Below are 16591 nucleotides of genomic sequence, written 5' to 3' on the forward strand. Positions count from 1 at the left end.
GCCCGTTTGCGACAAATCAGGCGCAAACGGGCAAAAACCATCAGCCCAGGGTGCGATCGCCGAGGGCGTGGGTCAGGAGGCCGTCTTCGCGCAGCTGGCGCCACGCCTCGATAATCCGCGGAGGCATATCAACGTGGGCAATAAAATCTTTACCCAGCGGGCCGTAACCCTGGGGGCTATCCTGCAGGCGCGGCAGCTCGCCGAGGATCAGCGCCAGATAGCGGCCCACCGGCCACAGCCCCTGCGCCGCCCCGCTGAACGCCAGGCCCTGCTCCGGCGTATTGCGCAGCTGCGGCGCGCAGCCCGGGTAGCTGTACCAGCGCGGGAGCGGATCTGCCCCCTGCCAGACGCGGGCGAAGGTCGCCATCGTGCGCCGCTGCATGGTCGGGTCCTGGATAACCACGCCCGCACGGTGCGCCAGCCCCTCGGCCTCGAGCACCTCGCGGGTAAAGCGCGCATTCTCGCCGCAGTTGGTGGAGCGCGCTTCCGCCACGATGCGCGTGCGCGGAATGTGCCAGTATTGATGGGCGATATCGGCAAGGATGTGCGCCTCGGCGCGCCCCTCTACCGGCAGCGAGCCGTAGCGCGGGTCGTTGCGTACCGCCTCATAGAGAAATGACGTCGAGTGGCCAATCCCGCCGCTTATCAGCAGCGGAACCTCGGCGTCTGCCGCCAGCCGACAGGCGGCGTCAATGGTCGGGATCACCGCGTTGCCCGCCAGCACCACCACCTCAAACGGCGGCTTCTGCGCCAGCGTTGTAAAATCGTCCTGCGCCAGCCATGCGCCGACGAGGTTGGCCGCCGCCAGCGTGTCGGCGGACAGCGCCGGGAAATTATCTGACATACCCTCTCCTTTTCAGTTTGCGCGGCGCCAAAGTCCTCCTTTGTCGCCGCGCGGCAGATTTGGCGATTGTATCCTGTCAGGCGTTAAGTTTCTCCAGCCGCGTTTGCCCTTCCCGCTTCTGTTTCACTCGCCAGCACAGCCACAGGGCGATGAACCACAGCGGCGTGGCGATCAGCGCCTTCAGGGTATCGGGGTCGAAGATCATGATAAAAATGGCGAAGGCAAAAAACAGCAGGCTTAGCCAGCTCATCGCCACGCCCGCCGGCATCTTAAAGGCCGAGCGTTCATGCAGGTCGGGGCGCTTTTGCCGATAAACCAGATAGGCCACGAGGATCATTCCCCAGCTAAAGACCACCATGATGGCCGCCAGCGTCGAGACGATGGTGAACAGGGTCATCACGTTCGGCACAAGGAACAGCAGCAGCGTGCCGCTGAGCATGCAGAAGCAGGAGAACAGCAGGCTGCGCACCGGAATGCGGGTATGGCGCGACAGGATGCGGAACTGCCCGTGGGCATGCTTCTCAACCGACAGGCCGTACAGCATGCGGGTGCTGGAGTAGACCCCGCTGTTGGCCGACGACATCGCCGAGGTCAGGGCCACAAAGTTAATCACCGCCGCGGCGGCGGGCAGGCCGGCTTTGGCAAACAGGGTGACGAACGGGCTGGCGTCGGGCGAGACGCCCGGCCACGAGGCCACGGCAATAATCACCACCATCGACAGCAGATAAAAAATGATAATCCGCAGCGGCAGCGCGTTGATCGCCTTGGGTAAAATCCTCTGCGGATCGCGGGTCTCCGCGGTCATCGTCCCGAGAAGTTCAATCCCGGTGAAGGAGAAAATCGCTATCTGGAAGCCGGCGAGGAAGCCGGTGACGCCGTGGGGCATAAAGACCGCCGGATCGGTGATGTGGTGCAGCGAAGCCTTCACGCCGTCCGGCGAGGTCCAGCCGATGGCGATCATCCACGCGCCGGTGACGATCAGCGCGACAATCGTGATCACCTTAATCAGCGCAAACCAGAACTCCGCCTCGCCAAACATCTTCACCGACAGCAAATTGAAGAGGAACAGAATGCCGAGGGTGCTCAGGGCCGGCATCCACGCCGACATTTCGGGAAACCAGTACTGCATATAGCTGCCGCAGACCACCACGTCGGCAATACAGGTCACCACCCAGCTCAGCCAGTAGGTCCAGCCGAGGTAAAAGCTCGCCTGCGGTCCTAGATAATCACCGACGAAATCGGCGAAGGAGCGATAGTCCAGGCGGGTAAGCAGCACTTCGCCCATCGCCCGCATCACCATATAGGTAAAAAAGCCCACCAGCAGGTAAATCAGCAGGATCGAAGTCCCGGCCACCGCAATGTTTCTTCCCGCCCCCATAAACAGGCCGGTACCGATAGCGCCGCCCAGCGCAATCATCTGAATGTGCCGGGCGCCAAGGCCGCGTTTGAGCTGCGACGGGCGCTCCCCGTCGATGGCAGGATGCTCCTGCCCCTCGTGTTGATGTTGAGTCATGTCGATTCCTTCAGAGAGGCAAAGAAAGGCATGGCGCGGCAGACTTCAACAGCAAACCGGCGCGCTGCCCGCTTGCCACTCCCGCATTGGGAAACAGAATGTAGGGCGCCTGCGCATCAATAACCCACGTCTTCTCCGCCTGGCGGGCAATGACGTGCCCGGCGGCAAGCGCGGTGAAGTTTTCCACGTTGGGGTCGAGGTGCAGAGTGAAGCTATCATCGCCCTTGATGATGCTCTCCTGAACCACAAAATAGCGCATCGGCTCCTTGAGGCGCGACGGCAGCGCTTCTCCGCCGATCGTCGCCCGGATCGCCGCGCCGGCGGCGGCAAACAGGCGCAGATCGTTCTCACCAAAGGGCATCACCTTGCCCAGCTCGAGGGTCGCGCTTTCGGCGGCGAACGTCTCGGCGGTAAAGTGGGTGAAGGTGCCGCCGGGTTCGGTATGACGAACTACCGCGTCCATGCCGCTGGCGGCGAGCAGCCGATACAAATCGGCGCTGTACTCCTGCTCCCGGGCGGGCAGGAGCGCAAACTGGCGGTAGCGCGAGCCGCGGATGGCGGTATGCAGGTCGAGATGGATCCTGCCGACGGGGCCGTGGGCATCGGCCGCCGCATAGAACGCCCCGACCGTCGTCTCCAGCTCCGCCGCGCGCCGGGACTCATTGTCCGGCGCCGCGCGCAGGTGGCGCCCGCCAAATAAGCGGTTGAGATCGGTATGCAGATAGCGCCGCGCGGCGCGGATCGCCGGCAGGTTGCCGAAGACGATCAGCAGCGCCTGCGACAGCGGCTGCCGGCCCTGGCTCAGCGCGTGCGCCATCTCCAGCAGCAGCTCGATCGGCGCGGTTTCGTTGCCGTGAATGCCGGCCGAAACGATCGTCGCCTGCCGCCACGGCCGCTGCGGCAGCAGCTGCAGCACGCCGTCCGCCAGCCAGCGCGCCTCAATTTCCGCGGGAAACGCCCACTCCGTCAGCCGGCAATGCAGTAAATCCTTCACCTTGTCGTCCATTCCCGGCCCCTTAGCGCTGGAAGTCATAGATGCAGCCCAGGCGCAAAATCTGCGTCAGTTCATCAAGGGCCTGATAGACCTCGCTCAGGAGCTGCGGGTCGGCCAGGTCGCTGGCGTGGAGGCGATCGCGGTAGTGTTTTTCCACCCACTGCGTGAGCTGCCGATAGCGCGCGTCGTCCATCAGGCTGTGCGGATTCACCGCCGCCAGTTCGGCGTGGTTCAGCACCACCCGCAGGCGCAGGCAGGCCGGGCCGCCGCCGTTGCGCATACTTTCGCGCAGGTCGAATACCGCCAGCTCGTCGATCGGCGAGGCGCCGTCGCTCACCAGCCCATTCAGGTACTGCCAGACGTTCTCCCGCTGGCGGCACTCTTCCGGCACCACAATCAGCATTTTGCCGTCCGGCTTGCTCAGCAGCTGGCTGTTGAACAGGTACGAGGCGACGGCGTCGTTAAGCCCCACCTGGTCCTGCGGAACCTCGACGCTGACAAACGGAATATCCAGACGGGCCGCTTTTTCCCGCAGAGTTTCCAGCAGCGCCTGCTGCTGGACAAAGGCCTGCTGATGGTGGAACAGCACGTGGCGATTGCTCACCGCAATCACGTCGTTGTGGAACACGCCGCCGTCGATGGCCGCCGGGTTCTGCTGGGCAAAAACGGTATATTCCGGGTTCAGCCGATGCAGCCGGGCCACCGCCTGGCTCGCCTCCAGGGTCTGGCGCGCCGGATATTTCTGCGGGGCCACACCGCCGCTGGCGCGCCTGCCGTAGACGAAGAGCTGCAGCCCCTGGCGGCCGTAGTCGTAGCAGAAGCGGTTGTGGTTCGCCGCCCCTTCATCGCCCAGGTCGCCGTGCTGGGCGAGGGCATGGTGATGGACGAAATAGCTTTCGTCGGCAAAGGTCGCGCGTAAAATCGCCGCGGTGGTCGGCGCTTCCTGAGAGCGGTGCAGCTTGTTGGTCAGGTTGGCGACCGTAAAGTGCAGCCTGCCGTCGGCGCTATCGGCGGAGGGCGATACCGTCGCCGCGTTGGCGGTCCACATCGACGACGCGGAGCTAAACGCCGAGAGCAGATGCGGCGCGTCGGCGGCGGCGCGGGTAATCACCTGCTCATCGCTGCCGTAAAAGCCCAGGCCGCGCAGCGCGGCGATATTCGGCCGCGGCTGCGGCGGTAAAATCCCCTGAATAAAGCCCCTGTCGGCGAGGGCCTTCATTTTGCATAATCCCTGCAGCGCCGCCTTCTTCGGGTTGGATACGCCGTCGCGGTTATTTTGCGAGGCTTCGTTACCGACCGACAGCCCGGCGTAGTGGTGCGTTGGCCCAACCAGGCCGTCAAAATTAGCTTCAAAACCAGACATAGTGTCCTCACAGAATCCGTTGTCAGAATGGCAGGCCGGGCGAAATTGCCGCCGGCAGCGTCAGCGTTTCGCTAATCAGCGAGGCCATCGGCCAGGCGCAGTAGTCCGCCGCGTACCAGGCCGAAGCGCGGTGGTTGCCGGAGGCGCCCACGCCGCCAAACGGCGCTTTGCTGGAGGCGCCGGTCAGCGGCTTATTCCAGTTGACGATCCCGGCGCGCGCTTCGTCGCTGAACCTGGCGAACAGCGCCGGGTCGGCGGAAATCAGCCCCGCCGCCAGCCCGTAGCGGGTGTTGTTCGCGATGCGGATCGCCTCATCGAACTGCTCGTAGCGCACCACCGTCAGCAGCGGGCCGAAATACTCTTCGTCGGGCACATCGATCCCGGTCACGTCGATAATTCCCGGCGTGAGCAGCGTGGAGTTCGGGTCCGGCTGGGTCATGCGCAGCAGCACCCTGCCGCCGAGGCGTTCGAGCTTGTCCTGCGCCGCCAGCATTCCCTGCGCCGCCTGCAGCGAGATGACGCCGCCCATAAACGGCTGCGGCTCGGCGTCCCAGCGGCCGGTGCGAATGCCGGCGCTGGCGGTAACCAGCCGCTGCAGCAGCGCGTCGCCCTGCTCCCCGCTATTGACCAGCAGCCGGCGGGCGCAGGTGCAGCGCTGTCCGGCGGAGATAAACGCCGACTGGATAATCACGTGTAGCGCCGCGTCGATGTCCTCCGCGTCGGCGACGATCAGCGCGTTGTTGCCGCCCATCTCCAGCGCCAGCATCTTCTCCGGCTGGCCGCCGAGATAGCGGTGGAAGTGGAAGCCGGTTGACGCGCTGCCGGTAAACAGCACCCCGTCGATATCGCGGTTTTCCAGCAGCGCCTGGCCGGTCTCTTTGCCGCCCTGAATCAGGTTGATAACCCCTGCCGGGATCCCGGCCTGCTGCCACAGCTGCACGGTCAGCTCGGCGGTCGCCGGCGTCAGCTCGCTGGGCTTAAAGACCACCGTGTTGCCGGCGATCAGCGCCGGAATAATATGCCCGTTCGGCAAATGACCGGGGAAGTTGTACGGGCCGAAGACCGCCATCACCCCGTGCGGCTTGTGGCGCAGCAGCGCCTTGCCGTCCGGCATCACCGATTCACGATCGCCGGTGCGCTCGGCGTAGGCGTCAATGGAGATCGCCGCTTTGCCGATCATCGCCTGCACCTCGGTGCGGGTTTCCCACAGCGGCTTGCTGGTTTCGCGAGAAATCATCTCCGCCAGGGCCTCTTTATGCGCGTCAAGCAGCGCGGCAAAGCGCTGCACGCAGGTCACGCGCTCCGCCAGCGGCAGATGAGACCAGGCATAAAAGGCGCCGCGCGCCGCCGCGCAGGCGGCCTGCACCTCCACCGCCCCCGCGCTGGCCGCCTGCCACAGCGGCGCCTGGTTTTCCGGCGCCAGCTTGGTTAACGGCGCGCCCGAGCCCTGCCGCCACTCTCCTGCGATAAAATGTGCGTTTATTGCCATGATGTTCTGCTCTCCGGATTGAGTGTTACCGCATGCACCCGGTCAGTCTCGCTAACCTGTAAGGCGTCCAGCGCGGCGCGTTCGCATTCGTGGTTCTCTTCCGCGGTCAGCAGCACCGCGCGGAACTGTTCAAACTGGCTGTTGGCGACGATGATCGGCGCCGTCCGCTGCGCCATGACGCGCGTGGCCGGCACAAACCGGCTCTCGCCGATCGCTCTGATGCTGTCGGTTTGCGCCTCCAGCACTGGGCCGGCGTCGAAAATATCCACCGACCCGCGCCAGCTGAAGCCCTCTTTTTCGAGAATTGCCCGCGCGGGGGAGGTATTCGGGTGCACCTCGCCGATCGCCTGGCGGGCGTTTTCCGGCAGCAGCGAGACGTAAATCGGGTACGCCGGCATCAGCTCGGCGATAAAGGTTTTCATGCCGGTGCCGGTCAGCCGGTCGGCGTCGGCAAACGGAATATCGAAGAAGTGGTGGCCCAGCGCGTCCCAGAACGGGGAATTGCCCTGCTCATCGCTGCGCCCGCGCAGCTCGGCGAAAAGATGCGGCGAAAACAGCTCCCGGAAGGCGGCGATAAACAGAAACCGCGCCTTCGAGAGAAACAGGCCGTTGCGGTTTTTTTGGTACTCCGGGTCGAGGAACAGGGTGCAGAGCTCGCTATGGCCGGTGTGGTCGTAGCTGAGGTTCAGCAGCTCCTGATTTTTATAGACCCCCAGCTCCTTCGAGGCGCGAACCGTGCGCTGCAGGCGGAAATTGTAAAAGGGTTCGTCGAGCCCCACCGCCACCTCAATGGCGCTGACGCCAACCACCCGCGACAGGTCGGTATCCTCCAGCACGAACAGGAAGCCCTGCTGGCCGCGGGGCAGCCTGCCGGCGAAGGTATCGACGCTACGCTGGATCCGCGCGGCCAGGCGCGCGGGATCGTTGGGTAACGAGGTCATGCCGACCCCCGCCCGGGAAGCGAGGCGAATAATATCGTCGAGATCGTTTTCCCTTACGGGGCGAAATAGCATCATAAACCGTCTCCCGGATTAGCGCGTCAGGCGGGCGACGGCGCGATCGAGGCGCACGAAGGCCTCCTCAATGTCCGCCAGCGGAACGTTGAGCGCGGGGGCAAAGCGCAGCACGTCAGGTCCGGCAATCAGGGCAATCAGCCCCTCCTGCGCCGCGAGGTTGGTCAGCGCTTTGGCCTGGCCGCGCAGGCGGCTCGCCAGCTCGGCGCCGATCAGCAGCCCGACGCCGCGCACCGCGCTAAAGAGATCGTACTTCGCGTTCAGCGCCTCCAGCCCCGCGACGATCGCGTCGTGGCGCTCGCCAACCCCGGCCAGCAGCGCCTCATCCAGCTGCGCCAGCACGCCGTTGGCCGCCGTGGCCGCCAGCGGATTGCCGCCGAAGGTGGTGCCGTGGGTTCCCGGCTGGAAAACCTGGGCCCACGCCTCTTTCACCAGCATAGCGCCGATCGGGAAGCCGCCGCCCAGCCCCTTGGCGCTGGTGAGGATATCCGGGATCACGTTGTAGTGCTGGTAGGCGTAGAGCGCGCCGGTCCGCCCGGCGCCGGTCTGAACTTCGTCAAAAATCAGCGTGACCTCATGCTGGTCGCACAGCTCCCGCAGCGTCTTCAGGAACGCCGGATCGGCCGGAACCACGCCGCCCTCGCCGATAATCGGCTCAACGATCACCGCACAGGTTCGCGCTGAGATAGCGGCGGTGAGCGCCGGAATATCGTTATACGGCAGATGGGTAATATCCGGCGGCAGCGGCGCGTAATCGCTGGAGTATTTCGGCTGCCCGCCCACCGATACGGTGAACAGGGTGCGGCCGTGGAAGGCGTTGTTGAAGGCAATAATTTCGCTTTTATCGGCGCCAAACTTATCGTGCGCATATTTACGCGCCAGCTTCAGCGCCGCTTCGTTGGCTTCCGCCCCGGAGTTGCAGAAGAAGACCTTATCGGCAAAGGTGGCGTTAACCAGGGTTTTCGCCAGCTGCAGCACCGGCTCGTTGGTGTAGCCGTTGCCGATATGCCAAAGGCTGTCGAGCTGGTCTTTCAGCGCCGCCACCAGCGCCGGATTGCAGTGACCAAGAGAGTTAACGGCGATGCCGCCCGCGAGGTCGATATACTCCTTGCCCTGCTGGTCCCATACCCGCGACCCCGCCGCCTTCAGCGGAATAAACGGCGCCGGAGCAAAGCAGGGAACCATATAAGAATCAAAATCTTCACGAGTAATACTGCCTGACATAACGCTTCTCCGGAACAATGGTTGACAATAATTAATGTTGTCAGTCGTGGATATTCAAAATTAACAATTCGCGCGCGCCGTTTTTATTGCGAGCGGATCCGCTGCGAGGAAGCGAAATTCAGCGCAGGAAATAAAACCCTTATAAGTACGCGGTAATTGTTAAGTCACGGTTAATACCTTGTGTATTGCGTACTCTCATGCTGGGGCCTGTTGCACAGTAAAGTCAATACGGCAGACCAGCATTTATTCACTTTTTGATGATCATCAAGATAATGAAAAATATAGATAATTTATTTTTATATTCACTTTACTGCATAATTTATGCATATAAATGCAGTGCATGAGGCGAGTTTTCCGTGCTTAGTTATTCACTTGAAAATAAAATTTCTAACAAAAATTTAAAATTCGCAGCGGCCGTCAAATATTGCTTTATAAAATTGGTGATAATATTCATCGCACAGAGTTTACTGCTGTAGCCATTCCACGGTTTCACACGACATAAATAACATTGAGAACAGGACTCTTATGGAAAAGTTATCTTACGCATCTGAAAGTAGTGCATCTCCCTGGACAACCTATCTGCGCCAGATCGACCGCGTAGCGCCCTATCTGGGCGACCTGGCCTACTGGGTGGAAACCCTGCGCCACCCGAAGCGTGCGCTGATCGTCGACATTCCGGTGCAGATGGATGACGGCACCATCCGCCACTTCGAAGGCTATCGCGTACAGCACAATCTTTCGCGTGGACCGGGTAAAGGTGGTGTTCGCTACCATCCGGACGTTGACCTGAACGAAGTGATGGCGCTTTCTGCCTGGATGACCATTAAGTGCGCCGCGGTCAATATTCCTTACGGCGGCGCGAAGGGAGGTGTTCGCGTCGACCCGTTCAGCCTGTCGGAAGGCGAACTGGAGCGTCTGACCCGCCGCTATACCAGCGAAATCGGCCTTATCATCGGGCCGCAAAAAGATATTCCGGCGCCGGACGTCGGCACCAACGGCAAAGTGATGGCGTGGATGATGGATACCTACTCCATGAACCACGGCACCACCGTCACCGGCGTCGTCACCGGTAAGCCAATCCACCTCGGCGGTTCTCTGGGGCGTGAAAAGGCCACCGGCCGCGGCGTATTTATCACCGGTCGCGAAGTGGCTGGCCGCTTCGGGATTGAAATTGAAGGCGCGAAGGTCGCGCTGCAGGGCTTTGGTAACGTCGGTAGCGAAGCCGCCCGCCTGTTCTCCGAGGTTGGCGCTCGCGTGGTGGTGATTCAGGATCACACCGCGACGCTGTTCAACGAGGGCGGGATCGATATGGCCGCCCTGACCGCATGGCAGACGGAGAAGAAGCAGATTGCCGGCTTCCCCGGCGCGCGTGAAATCGACAAAGAAGCCTTCTGGACCACGCCGATGGATATTCTGATCCCGGCGGCGCTGGAGGGGCAGATCACCCGCGAGCGCGCGGAAAAAATCAGCTGCAAGCTGGTGCTGGAAGGCGCGAACGGTCCGACCTATCCGGAAGCCGATGACGTGCTGGCCGAGCGCGGCGTGATCGTGGTACCGGACGTTATCTGCAACGCCGGCGGCGTTACCGTCAGCTACTTCGAGTGGGTGCAGGATATGGCAAGCTTCTTCTGGAGCGAAGAGGAGATCAACGCCAAAATGGACCGCATCATGACCGATGCGATCGTCCACGTCTGCGAGAAAGCCATCGAGAAAGAGTGCTCTCTGCGTACCGCGGCCTATATCGTCGCCTGTGAGCGTATTCTGATGGCGCGTAAAGATCGCGGGATCTATCCGGGCTAAGGCTCAACGCCGATCGCCCCAACCGCCCGGGCTCTCGCCCGGGCTTTTTTGCCCTTTCACCGCCCGCTTATATTATTTTCCGCGCTAACGCGGCCTCCTGCTGATTGAAGACCGGCAGCGCGGGAGCTGTGCGCATATTCACCGCCGCCGTACATGTTTCGTACAACCCATTAACAATTATTTTATTTCACCTTGAATTCGACAATCCGTCGGGCATAAAATCATTAGAGCTCTAATGACTTTGCGGAAGCTTTTGCAGAAAACTATGGATAACCGACAGCTTACCTTTTCCCATTTACTGTACCTCACCGCCCATCACTGGCGGCTGGCGGTCAACCGCCGCCTCAAGGACCTCGGCATGAGCCAGGCCAGCTGGGTCGCGGTCTCGGCGATTGCCCGCAACGAGCAGCCGCTGTCGCAAAGCGAGCTGGCCCAGGAGCTGGGCGTAGAGAGTGCCACCATTGTGCCGCTGATCAACCGGCTGGTGGATCTGGCGCTGGTGGAACGCGTCAAAACCGACAGCGACCGGCGCAAGCGTCTGCTGGTTGCCACCGACAAAGGCCTTGCGCTCTATCAGCAGGTCAAAACGGTGGCCGATGATTTACGCGAAGAGATCTTAAGCGCCATTAGCCCCGAAGAGCGGGAGCAAACGCACCTGGTGCTGGAAAAACTGCTGCACGAGGTGGAGAAAAAGTAATGCCTCGCCGTCCTGAAAACCCCTACGTGCCCCACGACTGGGCGCCGCATGAAAAGCCGGCGATCCTCGGTTCGCCCTCGACGCCGATCCACCCGACGCCAAAGCGTATCGCCTACGGCATTGTCGGGCTGCTGGTCTGCCTGACCGGCGCGCTCGGCAACGCGGTGGTCACCGCCAACCTGCAGAACCTGCAGGGAACCTTCGCCGCCTGGTCGACGGAGATCGCCTGGCTGCCAGCGGTCTACGTCATGACCAACGTCTCGATCAACCTGCTGCTGGTCAAATTTCGCCAGCAGTTCGGCCTGCGCGCCTTTACCGAAGGCTTCCTGGTGCTGTACGTGCTGGTGACCTTTTTCCACCTCTTCGTCAACGATCTCAGCTCGGCGATCATGGTCCGCGCCGCGCACGGCATGGTAGCGGCGGCCCTCAGCTCGCTGGGCATCTATTATCAGGTGCAGGCATGGCCCGCCCGCCACCGCCTGAAGGCGCTGACCATCGGGATCACCGGCTCCTCGCTGGCGATCCCCCTCGCCCGCCTTTTCTCAACGGAGCTGCTGCAGCTTGACGAGTGGCGCGGCCTCTACTTTTTTGAACTGGGGCTGGCGCTGGTCTCCCTCGCCTGCGTAATGGTGCTCAAGCTGCCCCCCAGCGATCGGAAGAAGGTGTTCGAGAAAAAGGACTTTATTACCTTTATTCTGCTGGCCCCCGGCATGGCTCTGGTCTGCGCCGTCCTCTCGCTGGGCCGCCTTGACTGGTGGTTTGAGGCGCCGTGGATCGGCTGGGCGCTGGCGGGGGCGGTGGTGCTGATTGTCTCGGCCATCGCCTTTGAGAACGGCCGCAGCAACCCGCTGCTTAACATCCACTGGCTCTCCAGCGGCAGTATCCTGCGGCTGGGGTTAATTATGCTGCTGATGCGTATCGTGCTGGCGGAGCAGAATACCGGGGTTATCGGCTGGCTGCAGTACGTGGGGCTCCAGAACGAGCAGATGACCCAGCTGGCGTGGTCGATTTTCGCCGGGATCCTCTGCGGAATTATCGCCAGCTGCCTGACGCTGAACCCGCAGCGGCTCTACTGGCCCACCGCCACCGCCCTGGCGCTGATCATGGTAGCCTCGCTGCTCGACAGCCAGTCGACCATCCTGACGCGTCCCGAACAGCTGATGTTCAGCCAGTTCCTGCTCGGCTTCGGCAGCGCGTTCTTCCTGGCGCCGGCGATGCTGGCCGGGATCGGCGGGGTCATTGCCGACCAGCGCAACCTGGTGAGCTTTTCGGTGCTGTTCGGCATGAGCCAGAATATCGGCGGCCTGCTGGGCTCGGCGCTCCTCGGCACCTTCCAGACCTGGCGGGAGAAATTTCACTCCAGCCAGCTCGCCGACCAGATAACCACGCTCAATCCGCTGGTTGCCGAGCGCCTGCAGCAGTACAGCCAGATGTATCAGAGCCAGATTGGCGACAGCGCGCTGCTGAGCGTGCAGGCCAGCACGCTCCTGCAGAACGCCACAACGCTACAGGCCAATATTCTCGCCTACAATGACACCTACCTGCTGACGGCGATCATTTCCGCCGCTACGCTGATCTGGGTCTTCTGGCGCCTGATAAGGCTGCGTATTACCGCTCGCATTGCGCTGAAACGCGCGACGGGAAGCAAATAACAAAGATAATTTTTACTCTGGAGTCGTTATGAGTCAGCAGGATGCCGCCAGGCAACAGGCCAATACCCGCAATAATATTCGCGTAGTCTCTATTTTCACCGCCGCCGCCATTGGCCTTGTTGGGGTGCTGGTGGTTTTATACGCGTGGCAGCTGCCGCCCTTTACCCGCCACAGTCAGTTTACCGATAACGCCTATGTGCGCGGGCAGACCACCTTTATCAGCCCGCAGGTCAGCGGCTATATCACCGCCGTCAACGTCCAGGATTTTGCCCAGGTCCAGGCCGGGCAGACGCTGTTCCAGATTGACGACCGGATCTACCGGCAGCGCGTCCACCAGGCGCAGGCGACCCTGGCGATGAAGGAGTCGGCGCTGAAAAATAACCAGCAGCAGCGCAAAAGCGCCCAGGCGGTGATTGCCCGCAATGAGGCGGCGCTGCAAAACGCCCGCGCGCAGAGTCAGAAAACCCAGGCCGACCTGAAGCGCGTGCAGGATTTGACCGCCGACGGTTCGCTGTCGGTTCGCGAGCGCGACTCGGCAAGGGCCAGCGCCGCGCAGGGCACCGCCGATATTGAACAGGCGAAAGCCACGCTGGAAGTGTCGCGCCAGGATCTGCAATCCGCCATCGTTAACCGCGACGCGCTGGAAGCCGACGTTGCCAGCGCCAGGGCCGCGCTGGAGCTGGCGGATATCGATCTGCAGAACACGCGGATCGTCGCGCCAACCGGCGGACAGCTGGGGCAGATCTCCGTGCGGCTTGGCGCCTACGTCAGCGCTGGCACTCACCTGACGTCGCTGGTGCCGCCGCAGCACTGGGTGATCGCCAATATGAAAGAGACCCAGCTGGCGCACATTCGCATTGGCCAGGCTGCGACCTTTAGCGTCGATGCGCTCAACGGCGAGAAGTTCAGCGGCGTCGTCCAGAGCATCTCCCCGGCGACCGGGGTTGAATTCAGCGCCATTTCGCCGGACAACGCCACCGGCAACTTTGTCAAAATTGCCCAGCGCATTCCGGTGCGCATCGCGGTCGATGAGGGGCAGAAAAATAGCCCGCGCCTGCGCCCCGGCATGTCGGTGCAGGTCACCATCGATACCCATGAGGGAGAGAAGCCATGATGCGCCGGCTCACCCTTGCGCTGGCGCTCGGCGTCGCGCTGGCCGGCTGCCGGTCGGCCGACGTGCCGCCCGCCGCGCCGTCGCTGCAGATCCCCGCCGCCTGGCGCGCCGATATCGGCCCCGCCAGCCCGCTTGAGGGCGTATGGTGGCGCAATTTTCACGACAGCCAGCTCAATCAGTACGTGGAACAGGCCCTGCGCTATAACAGCGATGTGCTGATCGCCCGCGAGCGGGTGAACGAGTACCAGGCGCGGGCCTACGCCGCCGATAGCAGCCTGTTTCCGACGCTCGACGCATCCCTAACCGGCAGCCGCGCCCGCGCGCAGTCCGCCGCCACCGGCCTGCCCGTTCACAGCACGCTCTATAAGGGCGGGCTGACCGCCAGCTATGAGGTCGATATCTGGGGAGCCAACCGCAGCGCCTCCCGCGCCGCCGAGGCCAGCCTTGAGGCGCAGAAGGCCGCCGCCGCCGCCGCCGATCTGACCGTCGCCGCCTCGGTGGCCGCCGGCTACCTGACGCTGCTCTCCCTCGACGAACAGCTGCGGGTCACCCGGCAGACGCTGAAATCCCGCGACGCCGCCTACAGCATGGCGAAGCGTCAGTTTGAGACCGGCTATACCTCGCGCCTCGAGCTAATGCAGGCCGATTCGGAGCTGCGCTCTACCCGGGCGCAGATCCCGCCGCTGGAGCACCAAATCGCCCAGCAGGAGAACGCCCTCAGCGTGCTGATTGGCGGCAACCCGCAGGCCATCCGACGCCAGGATTTTGCCCGTCTGACCCCGCTGGCGATGCCGTCGCAGCTGCCCTCCAGCCTGCTGAACCGCCGTCCTGACATCGTGCAGGCCCAGCGCCAGCTGCTGGCCGCCGACGCCAGCCTGGCCTCTTCTCAGGCCCGCCTGCTGCCGTCGATCGATTTGACCGCCACCGGCAGCATGCAGGACCGCACGCTGCCCGACCTGCTCGATAATCCGCTGCGGCTGTGGAGCATCGGCGGCAGCATCCTCGCCCCGCTGCTTAACCGCCAGGCGTTGAACGCCCAGGTCGACGTGTCGATGGCCCAGCGTAACCAGGCGCTGTACGGCTATGAGAAAACGGTGCGCGGCGCGTTTCGCGAGGTCAACGATAGCCTGGACGCCATCACCCGCTACGGCGAGCAGATCGCGGAGCTGCAGGAGCAGGAGGCGGTGGCGCAGGAGACGCTGCGGATTGCCGGCAACCGCTATCGCAACGGCTACTCTTCTTATCTCGAGGTTCTGGACGCCCAGCGCACCCTGTTCTCGACGCAAATCAGCGTCGTGCAGGTGCAAAATAATCTGCTGCTGGCGCAGGTTGATTTATATCGGGCGCTGGGAGGCGGCTGGTCTGATTCATCAGGGACGTAATACAGGAAATTGTGCATGCAACAACAATGGTCTGCTGTAGATAATTATCTTGTTGAAGCACTGATCCCCCACGACCCGCTATTGCAGCGGGTGCTGGAGAATAACCAGCGCGCCGGCCTTCCGGCCTACGACGTTGCCGCCAACCAGGGCCAGTTTCTGGCGCTGCTGGTGCGCATCACCCGGGCCCGTCGGGTGCTGGAGATCGGCACGCTCGGGGGCTATAGCACCATCTGGATGGCGCGCGAGCTGCCGCCGGACGGCGAGCTGCTGACCCTGGAGGCCGACCCGCATCATGCGCACATTGCACGGCAGAATCTTCGACTGGCGGGCGTGGACGACCGGGTCGAGCTGCGCGAAGGCCCGGCGCTGGAAGTCCTCGATAGCCTCGGCGAGCGCCCCGCTTTCGATCTGATCTTTATCGACGCCGATAAGCCCAACAATCCGCACTATCTGCAGCGGGCGCTGCGCTACTCCCGGCCGGGAACGCTGATTATCGGCGATAACGTGGTGCGGGATGGGGAAGTGACGAATCCGCATAGCGCTGACGAGCGAGTCCAGGGCGTGCGGCGGTTTATTGAGATGATGGGCAGCGACCCGCGCCTGACGGTGACGGCGCTGCAGACGGTGGGCAGCAAGGGCTGGGACGGGTTTACGCTGGCATGGGTCAACGGGTAGATTTTGCGCGGTTCGGGTCGGGCTTAGCTAATGGATCGCCGTAAATGGTGGTTTGGGCGAAGGCGTGTTTTCTTAGCTTGTTCTGTGAAATGTTCGGCGGAATGTTCCGTTCACTATCGGTTCCGCGTTTTTCTGTTTCCAGGGGTGCTGGTGAACGGCCCAGGGCCGGTTTCGCCCGGCCCTGGGGACCCGGCATCCCGGCAAGAAAAATCGTCGCTGCGCGATACCTTCGTCTCCGCCGTCTGGCTATTCGGGGACGGCAAGAGGTAACGTCCCTGTAAGGCTTGCCTCCGCCAGCATCCATGCTGGCGGCCCCGGCCAGCCGCCTGCGCCTCAGCGATTTTTAGCCGGCCCAACCCCCTGCTACATATCCCGATGCCTCATGCCTGCATGGTCATTGCTGAAAGTTCTTCCAGCAATGAAATCGCAACCTAATTGCCACGGGTTGGCAGCGCGGGAGTTAAGGCGCATCAAGAAAACTGGCGGGAACGCAGGCGCGCATCCAGGACTGGCCGCCAGGACAAAAACGCCGGGAGCGTTTATGAACGACGCTAGCGTCGGCCCCGAAGGGGTGAGTCCCATGGATGGGACGAATAAAGCGGCCAGAGAGGCAGGTCGAGACAGGGACGTCGAGTCCTGCCCGGTCCGCCAGATGAAGCCGGAGTGGAGCGTACCGCGCAGCGGCAGTTTTCAGCGCCATGCTGGGGGCCACGGGGGGCGGGCGAAACGCCCCCCGTGCCGTTCACCCGCAGCGGGTGTGAGAAAAGCGCTGGATTCATCGTGAACGGAACATTCCACGAAACTGGACGGAAGATCCATAACACGAGCAGC

General features: G+C 62.7%; 13 protein-coding genes and 1 pseudogene. 7 read left to right on the forward strand and 7 right to left on the reverse strand.

Features of this window, described 5'->3' with window-relative positions; all coding sequences use genetic code 11:
- Positions 1–40: 40 nt before the first annotated feature.
- From AC1M2H_RS15225 to AC1M2H_RS15255, 7 genes are all read right to left on the reverse strand, one after another.
- Positions 41–844: a YdcF family protein gene (locus AC1M2H_RS15225; protein WP_480147972.1), complete on the reverse strand. Its 804-nt coding sequence runs from the start codon at positions 842–844 to the stop codon at positions 41–43.
- Positions 845–920: 76 nt separating this feature from the next.
- Positions 921–2357, reverse strand: coding sequence for an amino acid permease (locus AC1M2H_RS15230; RefSeq protein WP_480147973.1), 1437 nt, complete (start codon positions 2355–2357; stop codon positions 921–923).
- Positions 2358–2367: 10 nt separating this feature from the next.
- Positions 2368–3363 carry a succinylglutamate desuccinylase gene (gene astE, locus AC1M2H_RS15235; protein ID WP_480151949.1) on the reverse strand — a complete coding sequence of 332 codons (996 nt, stop codon included), beginning with the start codon at positions 3361–3363 and terminating at the stop codon, positions 2368–2370.
- Positions 3364–3373: 10 nt separating this feature from the next.
- Positions 3374–4714 carry an N-succinylarginine dihydrolase gene (gene astB / locus AC1M2H_RS15240; RefSeq protein WP_480147974.1) on the reverse strand — a complete coding sequence of 447 codons (1341 nt, stop codon included), beginning with the start codon at positions 4712–4714 and terminating at the stop codon, positions 3374–3376.
- 22 nt (positions 4715–4736) lie between these two features.
- On the reverse strand, positions 4737–6203 hold the full coding sequence (gene astD / locus AC1M2H_RS15245; RefSeq protein WP_480147975.1) for a succinylglutamate-semialdehyde dehydrogenase: 1467 nt from the start codon (positions 6201–6203) through the stop codon (positions 4737–4739).
- Positions 6194–7216, reverse strand: a complete 1023-nt coding sequence (gene astA / locus AC1M2H_RS15250; protein ID WP_480151950.1) for an arginine N-succinyltransferase — start codon at positions 7214–7216, stop codon at positions 6194–6196. Before astA ends, astD begins: the two co-directional genes overlap by 10 nt.
- Before the next feature lie 18 nt (positions 7217–7234).
- Positions 7235–8440, reverse strand: a complete 1206-nt coding sequence (locus AC1M2H_RS15255; RefSeq protein ID WP_480147976.1) for a bifunctional succinylornithine transaminase/acetylornithine transaminase — start codon at positions 8438–8440, stop codon at positions 7235–7237.
- Positions 8441–8664: 224 nt separating this feature from the next.
- On the opposite strand from AC1M2H_RS15255, the pseudogene AC1M2H_RS15260 reads away from it, so the two are divergent.
- The 7 genes and pseudogenes from AC1M2H_RS15260 to AC1M2H_RS15290 form a co-directional block, all read left to right on the forward strand.
- Positions 8665–8784, forward strand: a pseudogene (locus tag AC1M2H_RS15260) (hypothetical protein); the annotation flags it as partial.
- 181 nt (positions 8785–8965) lie between these two features.
- A complete protein-coding gene (locus AC1M2H_RS15265; RefSeq protein WP_480147977.1) occupies positions 8966–10240 on the forward strand; it encodes a Glu/Leu/Phe/Val family dehydrogenase in 1275 nt (424 codons plus the stop codon).
- A 265-nt stretch (positions 10241–10505) separates the two neighbouring features.
- On the forward strand, positions 10506–10937 hold the full coding sequence (locus AC1M2H_RS15270) for a MarR family winged helix-turn-helix transcriptional regulator (protein ID WP_480147978.1): 432 nt from the start codon (positions 10506–10508) through the stop codon (positions 10935–10937).
- On the forward strand, positions 10937–12589 hold the full coding sequence (locus tag AC1M2H_RS15275) for an MFS transporter (RefSeq protein ID WP_480147979.1): 1653 nt from the start codon (positions 10937–10939) through the stop codon (positions 12587–12589). Before AC1M2H_RS15270 ends, AC1M2H_RS15275 begins: the two co-directional genes overlap by 1 nt.
- Positions 12590–12617: 28 nt before the next feature.
- Complete coding sequence (locus AC1M2H_RS15280) at positions 12618–13703, forward strand: HlyD family secretion protein (protein WP_480147980.1); 1086 nt, start codon at positions 12618–12620, stop codon at positions 13701–13703.
- The gene (locus AC1M2H_RS15285) at positions 13700–15085 is read left to right on the forward strand and encodes an efflux transporter outer membrane subunit (protein ID WP_480147981.1); all 1386 of its coding nucleotides are present in this window, start codon (positions 13700–13702) and stop codon (positions 15083–15085) included. Before AC1M2H_RS15280 ends, AC1M2H_RS15285 begins: the two co-directional genes overlap by 4 nt.
- Positions 15086–15100: 15 nt before the next feature.
- Positions 15101–15760 carry an O-methyltransferase gene (locus AC1M2H_RS15290; RefSeq protein ID WP_480147982.1) on the forward strand — a complete coding sequence of 220 codons (660 nt, stop codon included), beginning with the start codon at positions 15101–15103 and terminating at the stop codon, positions 15758–15760.
- The last annotated feature ends 831 nt before the right edge of the window (positions 15761–16591 follow it).

Source organism: Klebsiella sp. F11 (assembly GCF_056712265.1).

What these genes read in the sequence shown, in the direction of transcription:
- AC1M2H_RS15225 (WP_480147972.1), bottom strand. Translation starts at nt 844, where the DNA reads ATGTCAGATAATTTCCCGGCGCTGTCCGCCGACACGCTGGCGGCGGCC.
- AC1M2H_RS15230 (WP_480147973.1), bottom strand. Translation starts at nt 2,357, where the DNA reads ATGACTCAACATCAACACGAGGGGCAGGAGCATCCTGCCATCGACGGG.
- astE (WP_480151949.1), bottom strand. Translation starts at nt 3,363, where the DNA reads ATGGACGACAAGGTGAAGGATTTACTGCATTGCCGGCTGACGGAGTGG.
- astB (WP_480147974.1), bottom strand. Translation starts at nt 4,714, where the DNA reads ATGTCTGGTTTTGAAGCTAATTTTGACGGCCTGGTTGGGCCAACGCAC.
- astD (WP_480147975.1), bottom strand. Translation starts at nt 6,203, where the DNA reads ATGGCAATAAACGCACATTTTATCGCAGGAGAGTGGCGGCAGGGCTCG.
- astA (WP_480151950.1), bottom strand. Translation starts at nt 7,216, where the DNA reads ATGCTATTTCGCCCCGTAAGGGAAAACGATCTCGACGATATTATTCGC.
- AC1M2H_RS15255 (WP_480147976.1), bottom strand. Translation starts at nt 8,440, where the DNA reads ATGTCAGGCAGTATTACTCGTGAAGATTTTGATTCTTATATGGTTCCC.
- AC1M2H_RS15265 (WP_480147977.1), top strand. Translation starts at nt 8,966, where the DNA reads ATGGAAAAGTTATCTTACGCATCTGAAAGTAGTGCATCTCCCTGGACA.
- AC1M2H_RS15270 (WP_480147978.1), top strand. Translation starts at nt 10,506, where the DNA reads ATGGATAACCGACAGCTTACCTTTTCCCATTTACTGTACCTCACCGCC.
- AC1M2H_RS15275 (WP_480147979.1), top strand. Translation starts at nt 10,937, where the DNA reads ATGCCTCGCCGTCCTGAAAACCCCTACGTGCCCCACGACTGGGCGCCG.
- AC1M2H_RS15280 (WP_480147980.1), top strand. Translation starts at nt 12,618, where the DNA reads ATGAGTCAGCAGGATGCCGCCAGGCAACAGGCCAATACCCGCAATAAT.
- AC1M2H_RS15285 (WP_480147981.1), top strand. Translation starts at nt 13,700, where the DNA reads ATGATGCGCCGGCTCACCCTTGCGCTGGCGCTCGGCGTCGCGCTGGCC.
- AC1M2H_RS15290 (WP_480147982.1), top strand. Translation starts at nt 15,101, where the DNA reads ATGCAACAACAATGGTCTGCTGTAGATAATTATCTTGTTGAAGCACTG.